The 14,756-nt window shown below is 64.5% G+C and carries 12 protein-coding genes; 5 read left to right on the top strand and 7 right to left on the bottom strand.

The genetic code is table 11. From position 1 onward, the window contains the following. Window positions 1-86 precede the first annotated feature (86 nt). Window positions 87-515, top strand: a complete 429-nt coding sequence (locus AAFN55_RS15230; RefSeq protein WP_347799675.1) for a TerB family tellurite resistance protein — start codon at window positions 87-89, stop codon at window positions 513-515. Between the two features lie 61 nt (window positions 516-576). On the opposite strand, the gene AAFN55_RS15225 is transcribed toward AAFN55_RS15230, so the two are convergent. The 5 genes from AAFN55_RS15225 to AAFN55_RS15205 form a co-directional block, all read right to left on the bottom strand. After that, window positions 577-2,352: a dipeptide ABC transporter ATP-binding protein gene (locus AAFN55_RS15225; RefSeq protein WP_347799674.1), complete on the bottom strand. Its 1,776-nt coding sequence runs from the start codon at window positions 2,350-2,352 to the stop codon at window positions 577-579. Continuing rightward, a complete protein-coding gene (locus tag AAFN55_RS15220) occupies window positions 2,349-3,221 on the bottom strand; it encodes an ABC transporter permease (protein ID WP_347799673.1) in 873 nt (290 codons plus the stop codon). The genes AAFN55_RS15225 and AAFN55_RS15220 overlap by 4 nt, the downstream gene beginning before the upstream one ends. Then, window positions 3,218-4,165: an ABC transporter permease gene (locus AAFN55_RS15215; RefSeq protein ID WP_347799672.1), complete on the bottom strand. Its 948-nt coding sequence runs from the start codon at window positions 4,163-4,165 to the stop codon at window positions 3,218-3,220. The genes AAFN55_RS15220 and AAFN55_RS15215 overlap by 4 nt, the downstream gene beginning before the upstream one ends. Window positions 4,166-4,423: 258 nt before the next feature. Further along, window positions 4,424-5,905, bottom strand: a complete 1,482-nt coding sequence (locus AAFN55_RS15210; protein ID WP_347799671.1) for an ABC transporter substrate-binding protein — start codon at window positions 5,903-5,905, stop codon at window positions 4,424-4,426. A 148-nt stretch (window positions 5,906-6,053) separates the two neighbouring features. After that, window positions 6,054-7,331 carry an acetylornithine deacetylase/succinyl-diaminopimelate desuccinylase family protein gene (locus tag AAFN55_RS15205; RefSeq protein WP_347799670.1) on the bottom strand — a complete coding sequence of 426 codons (1,278 nt, stop codon included), beginning with the start codon at window positions 7,329-7,331 and terminating at the stop codon, window positions 6,054-6,056. Between the two features lie 213 nt (window positions 7,332-7,544). On the opposite strand from AAFN55_RS15205, the gene AAFN55_RS15200 reads away from it, so the two are divergent. The 4 genes from AAFN55_RS15200 to AAFN55_RS15185 all read left to right on the top strand — a co-directional run bounded on the left by AAFN55_RS15200 (window position 7,545) and on the right by AAFN55_RS15185 (window position 12,787). Then, complete coding sequence (locus AAFN55_RS15200) at window positions 7,545-7,946, top strand: L,D-transpeptidase (protein WP_347799669.1); 402 nt, start codon at window positions 7,545-7,547, stop codon at window positions 7,944-7,946. Window positions 7,947-8,066: 120 nt separating this feature from the next. After that, window positions 8,067-10,907: a molybdopterin oxidoreductase family protein gene (locus AAFN55_RS15195; protein ID WP_347799668.1), complete on the top strand. Its 2,841-nt coding sequence runs from the start codon at window positions 8,067-8,069 to the stop codon at window positions 10,905-10,907. A gap of 190 nt (window positions 10,908-11,097) precedes the next feature. Beyond that, entirely contained in the window at window positions 11,098-11,859 is a 762-nt protein-coding gene (locus AAFN55_RS15190) for a 4Fe-4S dicluster domain-containing protein (RefSeq protein ID WP_347799667.1), read from the top strand. Between the two features lie 7 nt (window positions 11,860-11,866). Beyond that, complete coding sequence (locus AAFN55_RS15185) at window positions 11,867-12,787, top strand: DmsC/YnfH family molybdoenzyme membrane anchor subunit (protein ID WP_347799666.1); 921 nt, start codon at window positions 11,867-11,869, stop codon at window positions 12,785-12,787. On the opposite strand, the gene AAFN55_RS15180 is transcribed toward AAFN55_RS15185, so the two are convergent. Next, window positions 12,788-13,729: a lipid A biosynthesis lauroyl acyltransferase gene (locus tag AAFN55_RS15180; protein ID WP_347799665.1), complete on the bottom strand. Its 942-nt coding sequence runs from the start codon at window positions 13,727-13,729 to the stop codon at window positions 12,788-12,790. It lies immediately after the preceding gene. Continuing rightward, window positions 13,729-14,754, bottom strand: a complete 1,026-nt coding sequence (locus AAFN55_RS15175) for a zinc-binding dehydrogenase (RefSeq protein ID WP_347799664.1) — start codon at window positions 14,752-14,754, stop codon at window positions 13,729-13,731. Before AAFN55_RS15175 ends, AAFN55_RS15180 begins: the two co-directional genes overlap by 1 nt. Window positions 14,755-14,756: the final 2 nt, after the last annotated feature.

The following is a 14,756-nucleotide window of genomic DNA, read 5'->3' as shown; positions in this document are numbered from 1 at the left end:
CTCCGGGATAACGCTGAATCCGGTTTCCTGTTTGCGTTGCAATGGACTAGCGTTGGGCGATCATGTCTTCATGCGAGGAGCACGCGATGGCGTTCGATGTAATTGCGCGGATCAAGTCGCTCTTCGATGGCGATCCCGCGGTGCGCAAGGTGGCTGACGATCCGTCGCTGTCGGCGGAAATCCTGCTGCTGTTCCGCATGGTGCTGGCCGATGGCGAGGTGAGCGAGGAGGAACTCGCGACGCTGAAGCGCATCTGCGCCGAGACGTTCGGCATCGGCGAGGAAAGCTTCGCCAAGGTCATCAGCTATCTGCACGACTACGGCTACGAGACGACGACCGCGCAGGCATTGCAAATCTTTCGTGAATACCCGCGCGACCGCCGCATCCAGTTGGCCCGGCATCTGGCCGAGATCGCCAAGGCCGATCAGGACCTCGACGCGCACGAGGTGAGGCTTCTGGCGCGGACGCTTGAGATGCTGCGGCTGAAGCCGCAGGACGTGGTCGATCCGGCGTAAATCTCTTTGTTTGAGCATCGGAATAATCCGAAAACCGGATTCCACTTTTCGGTCCGATGCTCTAGCCCTGTTCGCCGAGCTTGCGCCTGAGGGCCCGGTGCAGGTCGGGGGCCGCCGCAACCAGTGCCTTTGCCGCATCCGATTGCGGGTGGTCCAGTACGTCTGCGGTGGCGCCGCGCTCGACGATCCTGCCATCGTGCATGACCATCACCTGGTCTGTAATCGCGCGCGCGACCGTCAAATCGTGCGTGATGAAGAGATAGGCGACGCCAAGCCTGGAATTCAGGTCTGCGAAGAGATCGAGGATTTGGGCGCGGATCGATACGTCGAGCGCGGAGACCGGCTCGTCGGCCACCACCAGCCGGGGGCGGGTGATGATCGCGCGCGCGATCGAGATGCGCTGGCGCTGGCCGCCGGAAAATTCGTGCGGGTATTTTTCCATGTCGCGCGGGCTCAGGCCCACCTCGTGGAGCGCGGATGCCACCATTTCGCGCCGTTCAGACGGCGTCGGCTGCTTTTCGAGGAGATGAAGGGGCTCGGCGACGAGCCGTTCGACCTTGTGCCTCGGATTGAACGAGCCGTAGGGGTCCTGGAAGACCACCTGCATCTTGCGGCGATGCGGCTTCAAGGCAGCCTCGTCCAATGCGCTCAATTCTTGGCCGTCGAGGCGGATTTCGCCGGCGGTCGGCCTGTCCAGCGCCAGGATCATGCGCGCGAGCGTGGACTTTCCGCAGCCCGAGCGTCCCACCAGCGCGATCGACTGGCCGGCGTCGAGAGTGAAGGAAACGTCCGAGACGGCGCGGAACGGCTTTGGATGTGAGAAGAGCGAGGTGCGGCGTCCGGGATAGTCGCGGGTTATGTTCTCGACGGACAACAGAGCGGCGGTGGATTTGCCCGCGCCAGTACCCCCACCCCTTACCCCTCCCCACAAGGGGGAGAGGGACGTCCGCTCCGGCGTGACCCCGGCGACGGAAGCGACTGGCGCCAACTCCTCAAAATCTCCCTCCCCGTTGTGGGTAGCGGTAAGGGGTGGGGGTGAAAGCGCTGCCGCCGAATGCCGCTTCCGATCCGGCACGTGCATCGATGCCTGTGCAAGCTGGCGCGTGTAGGGATGAAGCTGAGCAGAGAGGGTTTGGGCCGTCTCGCCGTCTTCCATCACCTCGCCGTGGCGCATGATGGTCACGCGGTCGGCCATGTCGGCCACCACGGCGAGATCGTGCGAAATCAGGAGAAGACCCATCCTGCGTTCGTCGACGAGGTCGCGAAGCAGTTCGAGGATCTGCTTCTGCAGGACGACGTCGAGCGCGGTGGTGGGTTCGTCGGCGATCAGGAGCTTCGGTTTCAACGCGCAGGCGATGGCGATGACGACGCGCTGGCGCTGGCCGCCGGACAGTTCATGCGGGTAGCGCGAGAGCGGGAACTGGGCTTCCGGCAGGCCGACCCGGTCGAGGATTTGCCGCGCCGCATCCTCGGCATCGCGGCGGTTGGCTCTCGTGTGCCAGCGAATGCCTTCCGCCACCTGCTCGCCGATCGTCTTGACCGGGTTCAGTGCCGTCATCGGCTCCTGGAACACCATGCCGATGTCGTCGCCGCGCAGCCGGTTCATGGCGGCTTCAGGGGCCGCGAGGATGTCGATGCCGTCGAAGGTGATGCGCCCCGCCGCACGCGCGGCATCCGGCAGCAGTTTCATGATCGTCAGGGCCGTCATCGACTTGCCCGAGCCGGATTCGCCGACGAGGCCCATGACCTCGCCTTCGGCAATCGTGAGGTCGATGTCTTTCAGGATCGGCGTTCCGCCGATCTCGAGGCGCAGATTCTCGATTTCGAGGAGGCTCATCGCTCGCGCCTCAGTCTCGGATCGAGGACGTCGCGCAGGCCGTCGCCAAGAAGATTGAGGCCGAGCACGGTCACGACGATGGCAAGGCCGGGAAAGATCGCCAGATGCGGCGCGATCATCATGCGCGTCTGGGCGTCGAACAGCATGCGACCCCAGGTCGGCATGGGCGGCTGCGTGCCGAGGCCCAGATAGGACAGTCCCGCTTCGGCCAGAATGCCCAGCGCGAACTGGATCGTTCCCTGGACGAGGAGCAGCGAGGCGATGTTGGGCAGGATGTGTTCGATCGTGATCAGCGTCTTGCCCTTGCCGGCGGCGCGCGCGGCGAGAACATATTCGCGCGGCCAGAGCGACAGGGCGCCTGCGCGCGCGACGCGTGCGAAGACGGGTACGTTGAAGATGCCGATCGCGATGATGGCATTGACGGCGCCGGGGCCGAAGATGGCCGTGATCATGACGGCCGACAGGAGCGCGGGGAATGCGAAGACGAGGTCGTTGAAGCGCATCACCACCTCGTCGAGCCAGCCGCCGCGTGCTGCCGCCCAACAGCCCAGCGGCACGCCGATGGCGATGCCGATGCCGACCGCGACGACGGCGACCGCGATCGAATTGCGCGCGCCGACCATGATCATGGACAGGATATCGCGGCCGAAATGGTCGGTGCCGAAGGGGTGGTCTAGCGACAGGCCCTTCATGCGGTCGGCGACGACGAGGTTGGTGACGTCGTATGGCGTCCACAGGAACGAGACGAGCGCCGTCAGCGCGATCAGCACCGTGATCAGGAAGCCGATCAGGAACGAGCGATTGGCGAATGCCTGCTTCAGGACGGCGCGCGCGCCGGACGGTTCGATACCGACGGACATATCGGTCATGTTCGCACCCGGAGCCGGGGATCGACGACCGCGTAGAGAATGTCGACGATGAGGTTGACGACCACGACGCTTGCGACGAGCAGCATGACCACGCCTTCCACCACGATCAGGTCGCGCTGGGTGATCGCCTGGAAGACGAGGCGGCCAAGGCCGGGCAGGTAGAAGACGTTCTCGATGATGATCGTGCCGGCAAGCAGGAACGAGAACTGGAGGCCGAGAATGGTGAGGACGGGGATCATGGCGTTGCGCAGTGCGTGCCGCCACAAGACGACCTGACGCGGCATGCCTTTGGCGCGCGCGGTGCGGATATAGTCTTCGCCAAGGACTTCCAGCATGGCGGAGCGTGTCACACGCGCGAGGATCGCCGCCTGCGGCATCGCGAGTGCGACCGCCGGCAGGATCAGCGATTTGATGCCCGGCCATATGCCGGCGTTCCAGCCGGCAAAGCCGCCGGCCGGGACCAGCCGCAGCCAGACCGCGAAGACGTAGATGAGCAAGAGCGCGAACCAGAAGTTTGGAATGGCGACGCCGATCTGCGCCGTTCCCATCGAAACCGTGTCCGGCAGCCGGCCGCGCCTTGCGGCGGCAAAGATGCCGACGGGTATGGCGATTGCGGTCGACAGCAGGAGCGAAATGATCGCGAGCGGCAGGGACACCACGATGCGTTCGGCTATGAGCGTGCTGACGGGCGAGGAATAGGTGTAGGAGCGGCCGAAATCGCCGACCAGCATTCCGCTGACCCAGTTCAGGTAGCGCAGGAACACCGGGTCGCCGAGGCCCATCTGCGTCCGCAGCGTCTCCAGCGCCTCTGGCGTGGCGTTCATGCCCAGCATCAACACGGCGGGGTCGCCGGGCAGCACTTCCATGATCGCAAAGACGACGATCGACGCGACCAGGAGTGTGATCGCGCCAATGGCAAGTCGCTTGAGCAGGAAGGCGGTCATGTGAGCAGGAAGGCGGTCATGACGATGGTAGCGGGAAGTTCCGATGCCGGCGTTCTACGTTGCCCCCCTCTGGCCTGCCGGCCATCTCCCCCACAAGCGGGGAGATCAGCCTGCATCTTCGCTGTCGCCAATCTCCAGCGTCGAAGGAAAAGCGCAGAGGCTTATGCGGGACGATCTCCCCCCTTGTGGGGGAGATGGCCGGCAGGCCAGAGGGGGGCAACGTAGAGTACATGTCGTACAGACTGGTCTACGCCATCTTTATTCCGACCAGCTCACTCCGGTCAGGTCCGTCGCCTGTATGGGCGAGTTTTCCCACATGCCCTGCAGCTTGGCATCCCAGATGCCGACCTTGGGCAACTGGAAGAGGAAGCCTGCCACGGCGTCGTCGGCGAGGATCTTCTGGGCCTGGCCGTAAAGCTCATTGCGCTTGGCCTCGTCGGCCGTGACGTTCAGTTCCTCGATGACCTTGTTGAACTCGGGGTTCTTGTAATTGAAGTAGTAGTCCGGCCGCGAGTAGATATCGATGTCGTTCGGCTCGGTGTGCGAGACGATCGTCAGGTCGTAGTTCTTGTCGGTGAAGACCTGGGAAAGCCAGTCGGCCCACTCGACCGGAATGATCTCCAGATTAATGCCGACCTGGCGCAGTTCCGAGGCGATGATCTCGCCGCCGAGGCGGGCGTAGGGCGGTGGCGGCAGCTTGATCGTGGCCGAGAAGCCGTCCGGGTAGCCGGCGTCGGCCAGAAGCTGTTTCGCCTTCTCGACATCATGCGGGTAGGTGCCGGTCAGGTCGACATAGGCCGCGTTGGCGGGCGAGAAGTGCGAGCCGATCGGCGTGCCGAAGCCGTTCGAAGCGCCGACGATGATTTCGTCGCGGTTGAGCGCATGGGCAATCGCCTGGCGCACTTCCAGCTTGTCGAAGGGCTCCTTGCCGTTGTTCATCGACAGGAGCGTCTCGCCCTCAGTCGAGCCGATCACGACCTTGAAGCGGGGATCGGATTCGATCTGCGCCAACGCGTCGCCGACAGGGGCATTCGCGAATGCCTGAACGTCGCCCGAGAGCAGCGCGGGAATTGCAGCGGCGGCGTCCGGCACGACGCGGAATTCCGCCTTTTCGAGCGCGACCGGCTCGCCCCAATAATCGGGGTTCTTCACCAGCGTGACAGCCGAGCCCTTGGCCCAGGATTGGAACTTGAACGGACCGGTGCCGACGGGAGTCTCCTTGTTGCCGGCGGCGGAAGCCTCGTCGACGATGACGGCATCGCCCCAGCCCATATTGTAGAGGAACGAGCCCTGCGGGGTCTTGAGCGCTACCTTCACGGTCGTCGGATCAACCACTTCGACCGTGTCGATCGCGGCAAAGAGTGTCTTCTGCGCGTTGGTCGAATCGTCGGCGCGGGCGCGGTCGAGCGAGAATTTCACATCGTCGGCGGTGAAGTCGGCGCCGTCGTGAAACTTCACGCCGGAATGGAGCTTGAAGGTGTAAACCTTTCCGTCGTCGGAGATTTCCCAGCTTTCGGCGAGCGCGGGCAGCACTTCGCCCTTCGAGCCGATGCGCGTCAGTCCCTCGAAGAGGTTGGCGTAGACGATTTCGTCGATCGCGGCGGCGGCGCCTGCCGTGGGGTCGAGGTGCGGCGGCTCGAGAACCACGCCGATCACGAGGTCGGTGCGGGCGGCCTGAGCCGCTGTCGAGCAAGCGAGCGCGATTGCGGTCGCGACAAGGATCGATTTGAAATGCGTCATGACTGTCTCCCGGCAGACGATGTGTTCCCGGCGATCAAAGCGCGAAACGGCCGGGGAGTAAATCGCGTTTGTTGCATTGCAACGCTGCTGCGTGAAATGGAATTGCGGCAGCGCCGCATGCGGTGGCACGAAATGATCAATCGGGCAGTCACGCCCGGCCGTCGCGCAACAGCCGGTTGAGACCGACCGCCATCACCTTGGCCGACTGGATCATGTCCTCGATGCCGACCCATTCGTCGGGACGATGCGCCAGATCGAGCACACCGGGACCGTAGGCGATGCAGTCGAACAGGTGCCCGATCCGCGCGACGTGCTTCTGGTCGTAGGTTCCCGGCGAAATGACGTAGTCCGGCTCCTTGCCGAAGATTTCGCGGATGCCTTCGGCCACGGCCTCCACGACCGGCGAATCGCGCTCGGTCATCAGCGGCTGGACTTCGAAGAGATCGCGGATCGAATAGTCGAATTTCGGCCGTTCGCGCTTGAGGCGGTCGAGAATGGACGTCACTTCGTCCTTCACGTCGTCGATCGATTCTTCCAGCAGGAAGCGGCGGTCGATGACAGTGCGGCACGAATCCGGCACGTTGGGCGCCGGGAAGCCGGGAAAATAGTCCTCCGTCTGGCCGCCATGGATCGAGTTGATGTTCATGGTGGAGCGGCGCGCGCCCTCCGGCACGACAGGCATGCGCGTCTGCTTGCGGTCGAGTGCCGGGAACAGATCCTCCTCGAACGCCGTCAGCACCGCGCTCATGTGGCGGATGGCCGAATCGCCGAGGAAGGGCATCGACCCATGCGCGATCGAGCCCTTGGTCTCGATCTCCGCCCACCAGACGCCGCGATGGCCGAGGCAGATGCGGTCCTTGTTCAGGGGCTCGGGGATGATGACGTGATCGACGCGGGGTTTTGAGAAATAGCCTTTCGAGGCGAGGTAGGCGACGCCGCCATAGCCGCCCGATTCCTCGTCGACCGTGCCGGATATCTCGATCGCGCCGGGAAAATCTGGGAAGACCGCCATGAAGGTTTCGGCGGCGATGACCGATGCCGCCAGTCCGCCCTTCATGTCGCAGGCGCCGCGCCCGTAGATGCGGCCGTCCTTCACCACGCCTTCGAACGGGTCGAGCGTCCAGCCTTCTCCCGCTTCCACCACATCGATATGCGAGTTGAAATGCACGGTCGGGCCAGCGCTGCGGCCGTCGAAGCGGGCCACGACGTTCGTTCGCGGATAGCGATCGCTGTCGCCCGGGGTGCCTTCGCCGCGAACATATTCGACGCCGAAACCGCGCTTGCGAAGGCGTTCGCCGAGATATTCGGCGCATGGCGTGTACGCTTCGCCGGGAGGGTTGATCGTCGGGAACCGGATCAGGTCCTGGGTGAGAGCGACGAGGTCGTCTCGCCGGTCGTCGATGGCGCGGAAGAGCTTTTCAAACATGACCACAGATGAGCAGGACGCTTGCGCGCCGACAAGCCAGCGATGTTGGGCCACGGAAGAGGCAGGGCAGGGCCAGAGGACCGGGCGGCCGGCGAGGGATTGTTAGGAAATTGGCGTCAGACTGGCCGCCGACCATGTGAGGTCGGAACGATAGCATTCGGTGGGCGAAGGCATGGGGTTGAGATGATGAGGCGCTTCTGGGGCGGCTTTTGCATGGCCGCGGCACTTCTGGGCTCCGCGTGGAGCGCGCAGGCGTCCACACTCGTCGCGCGTGTCGATGTGGCGGCGCAGCGGATGACCGTCACCCATTACGGCAAGGTGTTGTACGACTGGCCGGTTTCGACCGCCGCGCAGGGCTATACGACACCGCGCGGCGAGTTCCGGCCGCAGCGCCTGCACACGCTGTGGCTGTCGCGAACCTATGACAACGCGCCGATGCCGTTCGCGGTGTTCTACGATCGCGGCTGGGCGGTGCATGGGACGACGTCGGTCAATCGCCTCGGCACGCCTGCGTCGCATGGCTGCGTGAGACTGGCCACGCCGAACGCGGAGGCGTTCTATCGCCTGGTGCGCCATGTCGGGCCGGGCAACACCCGGATCATCGTCGAAAACTGATACTCGGCCGCCACTCTTTTTCCGCCGACGCGTTGCGGAATAATATTCCACACTTAGTCGCGCGCAGGGCATTTCAATCCCCTCCGGCCTTCACTAGACCTGTGCCGGTGAGGAGCTTTCATGCTGGATCATCAGATCGATCTTTCCAAGCCGGTGTCGGACGAGGTCCGCAAGACGACATGCTACATGTGTGCATGCCGCTGCGGGATCGATGTGCATCTCAAGGACGGCAAGATCCGCTACATCGAGGGCAACCGCGACCACCCGGTCAACAAGGGGGTGCTGTGCGCGAAGGGGTCTGCCGGCATCATGCAGCATTATGCGCCGGCCCGACTGCACGCGCCGATGCTGCGCGTAGGCCCGCGTGGTTCGGGCGAGTTCAAGGAAATCTCGTGGGAGGAGGCGCTTGGCCTTGCCACGGAATGGCTTGGCGAGACGCGCAACCGTGATCCCAAGAAACTCGCCTTCTTCACCGGGCGCGACCAGTCGCAGTCGCTCACCAGCTTCTGGGCGCAGCAATTCGGCACGCCCAACTATGCCGCGCATGGCGGCTTCTGCTCGGTCAACATGGCGGCCGCCGGCATCATGACGATCGGCGGCGCGTTCTGGGAATTCGGCGCGCCCGACTGGGACCGGACCAAGCTCTTCGTCCTGTTTGGCGTCGCGGAAGACCACGATTCCAACCCGATCAAGATCGGCATCTCGAAGCTGAAGAAGCGCGGCGCGCGTTTCGTCTCGGTCAATCCCGTCCGCACGGGGTATTCGGCGGTCGCGGACAACTGGATCGGCGTGCGGCCGGGCACCGATGGGCTCATGATCCTCGCCGTCGTGCACGAGCTTCTGAAGGCGAGGCGGATCGACGTCGATTATCTCGTCCGGTATTCGAACGCGCCCTGGCTGGTGATCGATGCGCCGGGAACGGCCGATCACGGCCTGTTCGCCCGTGACGCCGAAAAGCGCCCGCTGGTCTACGAGACGGTGACCGAACGCGTCGTGCCGGCAGGCACGCGGGGCGCGCGTCCATCGCTTTCAGGCCGGGTTCAACTGGAGGACGGGCGATTTGCTGTACCGTCGTTCCAGTTGCTCGCGGAGGAATATCTCGACGACAGGCATTCGCCCGATGCGGTGGCCGACAGAGTCGGCATCGATGCGGCCATCATTCGCGGACTGGCCGCCGAAATCGGCAGAGTCGCCTTCGACGAGGCGATCACGGTCGAGCAGCCCTGGACCGACATGTATGGCGAGCGGCATCAAACCTTCGTGGGCCGGCCGGTGTCGTTTCATGCGATGCGCGGCATCTCGGCGCATTCGAACGGTTTCCAGACAGCGCGCGCGCTGCATATGCTGCAGGTGCTGATCGGCGCGGTCGATTGCCCCGGCGGCTTCCGCTTCGAGCCGCCTTATCCCAAGCCGCTGTCTGCGCATCCGCGTCCGCACGGCAGGTCAGAGCATTTCGGCTCCAACCAGCCGCTGTCGGGGCCGCATCTCGGTTTTCCGCTCGGACCCGAAGATTTGCTTGTGGATGCGGACGGCAAGCCCGCGCGCATCGACAAGGCGTTCTCGTGGGAAGCGCCGATCTCGGCGCATGGCCTGATGCACATGGTGATCGCCAACGCGCATGCGGGCGATCCATACCCGGTCGACGTGATGTTCCTCTACATGGCCAACATGGCGTGGAACTCGTCGATGAACACCGGCGGCGTCATGAAGATGCTGGAGGACAAGGATCCGGCGACGGGCGAATACCGCATCCCGAAGATCATCTATTCCGACGCCTATTCGTCCGAGATGGTCGCCTATGCCGATTTGATCCTGCCGGACACGACCTATCTGGAACGGCACGACTGCATCTCGATGCTCGACCGGCCGATCTCCGAACCCGACGCGGTGAACGACGCCATCCGCTGGCCGGTGGTGGAGCCGGATCGCGACGTGCGCGGGTTCCAGAGCGTGCTGATCGATCTCGGTGCGCGGTTGCGGTTGCCGGGCTTCGTCGACAGCCGGGGCACGGCTCTCTATGCCGACTATGCCGATTACATCGTCCGCCACGAGCGGCGTCCCGGCATCGGGCCTCTCGCCGGCTTCCGGGGCGTGAACGGCGATCGCGAGGGCAGGGGTGCAGCCAATCGCGACCAGCTCAAGCGCTACATCGAGAACGGTTCGTTCCACACGGTGCATATCCCGCTGGAGGCGCAGTTCTTCAAGCATGCCAATGCGGCGTATCAGGAATTCGCCGTGAAGATGGGTTTTTACGATACGCCGCAGCCGGTGACCTTCCAGCTCTATTCCGAGGAGATGCAGAAGTTCCGGCTTTCAGCGCAGGGTTTGCGCGAGCCAATGGCACCAGAAATCCACCGCCAGCGCATTCTCGACGCGTTCACGCCTTTGCCGGCGTGGTACAAGCCGCTCGAGGAAGCGGCCGTCGACGGCGAGGAATTCCCCTATCACGCGATCACCCAGCGGCCGATGGCGATGTACCATTCCTGGGGCTCGATGAATGCCTGGCTGCGCCAGATCCACACCAGCAACGCGCTCTTCGTGCCGGGTCCGATCTGCGACAGGCACGATCTCAGGGATGGCGACTGGGTCTGGCTGATCTCGCATCATGGCCGCATAAAAGTGCCGGTCGCGCGCACCGATGCGGCCAACCGCGACACGATCTGGACGTGGAACGCGATCGGCAAGCGCGGCGGAGCGTGGGCGCTTGACCCGAAATCGCCCGAGGCCGGCAAGGGCTTTTTGATGAACCATCTGATCCACGAGCTCTTGCCGCCCAAGGGCGACGGCATGCGCTGGTCGAACTCCGACCCGATCACGGGGCAGGCGGCGTGGTATGACCTGCGCGTGCGCATCGTGAAGGCGGAGCCGGGCGAAGTGAGCGAGCCGCATGTGGCGCCGCAGGCGGACATGACGCCCGAGCACCCGGCCGAGTTGCGATATGGGCAGGAGTGGAGTTCGTGATGTTCTGCCGCAAATCACCCCCACTCCGTCCGCTTCGCGTCCACCTCTCCCCCTGTCTGGGGGAGAGGAAATCCGCTGCCGCAATGCCGGCACTTTTCCAGCTTGGTTTCCTCTCCCCTTTTGAGGGGGAGAGGTGGCCCGAAGGGCCGGAGTGGGGGTTGTTCGCTGCCGTAAGCGAAGAGGCGTTCGCATGACCAGCCTTCCCGCATACGCCACCCCGAAGAAGCTCGGCCTCGTCATCGATCTCGATGTCTGCGTGGGCTGCCATGCCTGCGTCGTTTCCTGCAAGGAGTGGAACACCGGCGGCTACGGCGCGGCGTTGTCGGACCAGGACCCGTACGGGCCTGACGTGTCCGGCACGTTCCTGAACCGGGTCCATTCCTATGAGGTCGTGCCCGAAGGCGGCGAGATCGTCGGCGAGGCGGGGGAGGCGCGGATCGTGCATTTCCCGAAATCCTGCCTGCATTGCGAGGATGCGCCCTGCGTCACCGTTTGCCCGACAGGCGCGTCCTACAAGCGTACCGACGACGGCATCGTGCTGGTGGACGAGGATATGTGCATCGGCTGCGGGCTCTGCGCCTGGGCGTGCCCCTACGGCGCGCGCGAGATGGACCTTGCCGCCGGCGTCATGAAGAAGTGCACCTTGTGCATCGACCGCATCTACAACGAGACGATCGACGAGGTCGATCGCGTGCCGTCCTGCGTGCGCACATGCCCGACCAATGCGCGGCACTTCGGCGATCTGGCCGATCCGGGTTCGGCGGTGTCGATCATGGTGGCCGAGCGCGGCGGGATCGACCTGATGCCCGAGCAGGGCACGCGGCCCGTCAACAAATACCTGCCGCCACGCCCGCGCCGGTCGCTCGCGGCGAGTGCCGTGCCGCTTGCCGAAAACACCGAGGGCGCCAAGGGTTTCTTCGCCTGGCTCGACGGCGTGCTGGATCGGATCTGACGCACACATGCATCCCGCGCTTTCCATCATCGCCTTCACGACCATGTCGGGCCTCGGCTACGGGCTTGCCATTATGCTCGGTCTGGGGTTTCTCGACCCGAGCCTCGCCGTGACCAAGGTCGCGCATGTTGTCGCGCTCATGCTGATCGGCGGAGGACTGCTGTCGTCCACGCTGCATCTGGGCAATCCTCAGCGGGCGTGGCGGGCGCTGTCGCAATGGCGCACGAGTTGGCTGTCGCGCGAAGGCGTTCTGGCGATCCTGACCTTCATCCCGCTCTGCATGAGCGCCTATGCGGCGATCTTCCAGTCGCGCCATCTGCCGATCTCCGGGCTTCTGGGCGCGGCGGGCGCGGCCGCCACCATCTACTGCACCGCGATGATCTACGGCTCGCTCAAGTCCGTTCAGGCGTGGCATACGCCGCTGACGCCGGCCTGCTACCTGCTCTTCGCAGGCGCGGGTGGCGGGCTTCTCGGCCTGCTGGTTGCAATCATCGGCGGCAATGGCGCGTTGTTCCTGATGCTGGTTGCGCTCGTCTTCCTGATCGCGGCCTGGACGACGAAATTCTACTGGCGGCGCAACATGCAGACGCTGCAACCGCTTTCGACGCCGGAGAGCGCGACGGGTCTAGGCGACATCGGCCGCGTCAAACTGTTCCAGAGCCCGCACGGCAATGACAGCTATCTGACGCGCGAGATGGGTTTCGTCATCGCGCGCAAGCATGCGAAAAAGCTTGCCGCCATCAGTTTCATCCTCGGCGGCGTGATGCCGGCCGTGCTGATCGTCGCGATCCTCATTGCCGGCGCGGAAGCGTATGCGCTGGCGATCGTCCTGGCGGTTCTGGCGGTGGTGTCGCATGTCATCGGCATGCTGACGGAACGCTGGCTCTTTTTCGCCGAAGCGAAGCACGCGGTTATGAACTACTACTGATCAGTCGATCTGCCAGCGCTTGTGGAACCACATCCATTGGCCGGGATGCTCGCGCACCCAGCCCTCCACGACGTCGTTCAGCATCTGCGTCGTGGCGTTGACGTCGACCGCGCCCTTTTCGGTGCGCGGGAGGTCGAGCTTGTCGTAGACCTCCAGCCGGAAGCGGTTGCCGGGAAGGCGGATCGAGCGGGCGGGGTAGACGTCGCAATCGTACTGGCGCGCGAGCTTGGCGACGAGCGGGCTGGTGTTGCACGGCCGGTCGAAGAAGGTGGTGCGGACGCCGCGGGCGAATTTCTGGTCGACCAGCACGCCGATATTGCCGCCGCGCTCCAGGATGCGGGCAAGCGCGAAGGCGGCGCCAGCGCGCGAGGCGAGCATTTCGCCCATGGCCTCGGCGCGGGTCGAGAAAACGTACTTGGCGATGTAGGGATTGTTCGGCGCACGGAACAGCGCCGTCACGGGCAGTTCGTAGGACGCGGCGGCCACCGGCAGCAGCTCGAAATTGCCCGTATGCGCGGTGAAGACGATATGCGGCCGGCCATCGTCGCGGATGCGGACGAAAATCTCCTCGCCCTGCACCTCGACCCGCCCGGATGTCTCCGAACCGGGCACGAAGTCGAAAATCCGGTCCAGAAACACGTATTCGCCAGCCAGACGCGCCATGTTGCCCCACATGTCGGAGGCGATGGCTTCGAGTTCCTGCTCGGTCTTTTCGGGGTAGGCGTTGCGCAGGTTCGTCATCGCCACGCTGTGGCGACCGAACCAGGGGCCGATCCGGCGCGCGACGCGATCGGCGAACGCAAGCGCGCGGTCGGGGGGCAAACGGCGCAGGAGCCAGAGCACGGCCATCGCAAGCTGCGCGATGAGCCAGTATTCGACCTGCTTCAGGATTTGCAGCGTCCGCGCGATCAGCGGACGCAGGAAGGATGTGCGTCTCGTCATCAGACCCGCAGGATGATCTTGCCGAAGACGTCGCGGCCTTCCATGCGCTCCAGTGCCCGCCCGATGTCGTCGAAGCCGACTTCGGTATCGATGACCGGCTTGACGAGGCCAGCGGCCATCTTCTGCATGGCGTTGGTCATGTTTTCCATGCGGCAGCCGAACGAGCCGAGGATCTTGAGCTGCTGCTGGAAGAGTTGCATGAGGTTCATCTGGGTGGAGACGCCGGAGGTCGAGCCACAGGTCACGAGGCGCGCGCCGCGTTTCATGCAGAGCATGGAGCCCGCCCAGGTGTCCGCGCCGACATGCTCGAAGACGACATCGACGCCCTTCTTCTTCGTCAGCTTGCGCACGACACCCTCGAAGCGGTCCTCGCGGTAGTTGATGACGTGGTCGGCGCCGAGCGCCTTGGCCTTCTCGATCTTGTCATCGGAACCGACGGTCGTGATGATCGTGCAGCCCATCTTGCGCGCGAGCTGGATCGCGGCCGAACCGATGCCCGAGCCGCCGGCGTGGATCAGGATCGTTTCGCCGGGTTCCAGCCTGGCATTGTCGAACAGCATATGCTCGACCGTGCCGAAGGTGATCGGGGCGACCGCCGCGCCGATCTCATCGACGCCGGGAGGCGCGGGGATCAGGAGGCGCGCGGGCAGGTTGACGAGTTCCTGCGCGAAGCCGTCGAGATGGAAGCCGTGCACGCCGGAGACGTGTTCGCACAGATTGTCGCGCTTCTCGCGGCAGGCACGGCAATGGCCGCAGGTGCGCGCGCCGTAGATCGAGACGAGTTGTCCGGGCAGCAGGTTTGCTACGCCTTCGCCGACCGTGTCGACTTCGCCGGAGGCTTCCGCACCGATGACGAGTGGCATCTTGCGCTTGGCGAAGGCCATGCCGCGCCAGCCCCAGACGTCGATGTGATTGAGCGCCACGGCCTTGATACGGACGGTGACTTCGCCGCGGCCGGGCGGAGGAGGGGGCGGCAGATCAACGGCTTCGAGCCGTCGGTCTTCGACGAGTTGCAGTGCGCGCATTG

Source organism: Mesorhizobium sp. CAU 1732, from assembly GCF_039888675.1.
Taxonomy (GTDB): Bacteria; Pseudomonadota; Alphaproteobacteria; order Rhizobiales; family Rhizobiaceae; genus Aerobium.
Note: the sequence above shows the minus strand (reverse complement) of the source record. Positions and strands in the feature narration are given on the sequence as shown.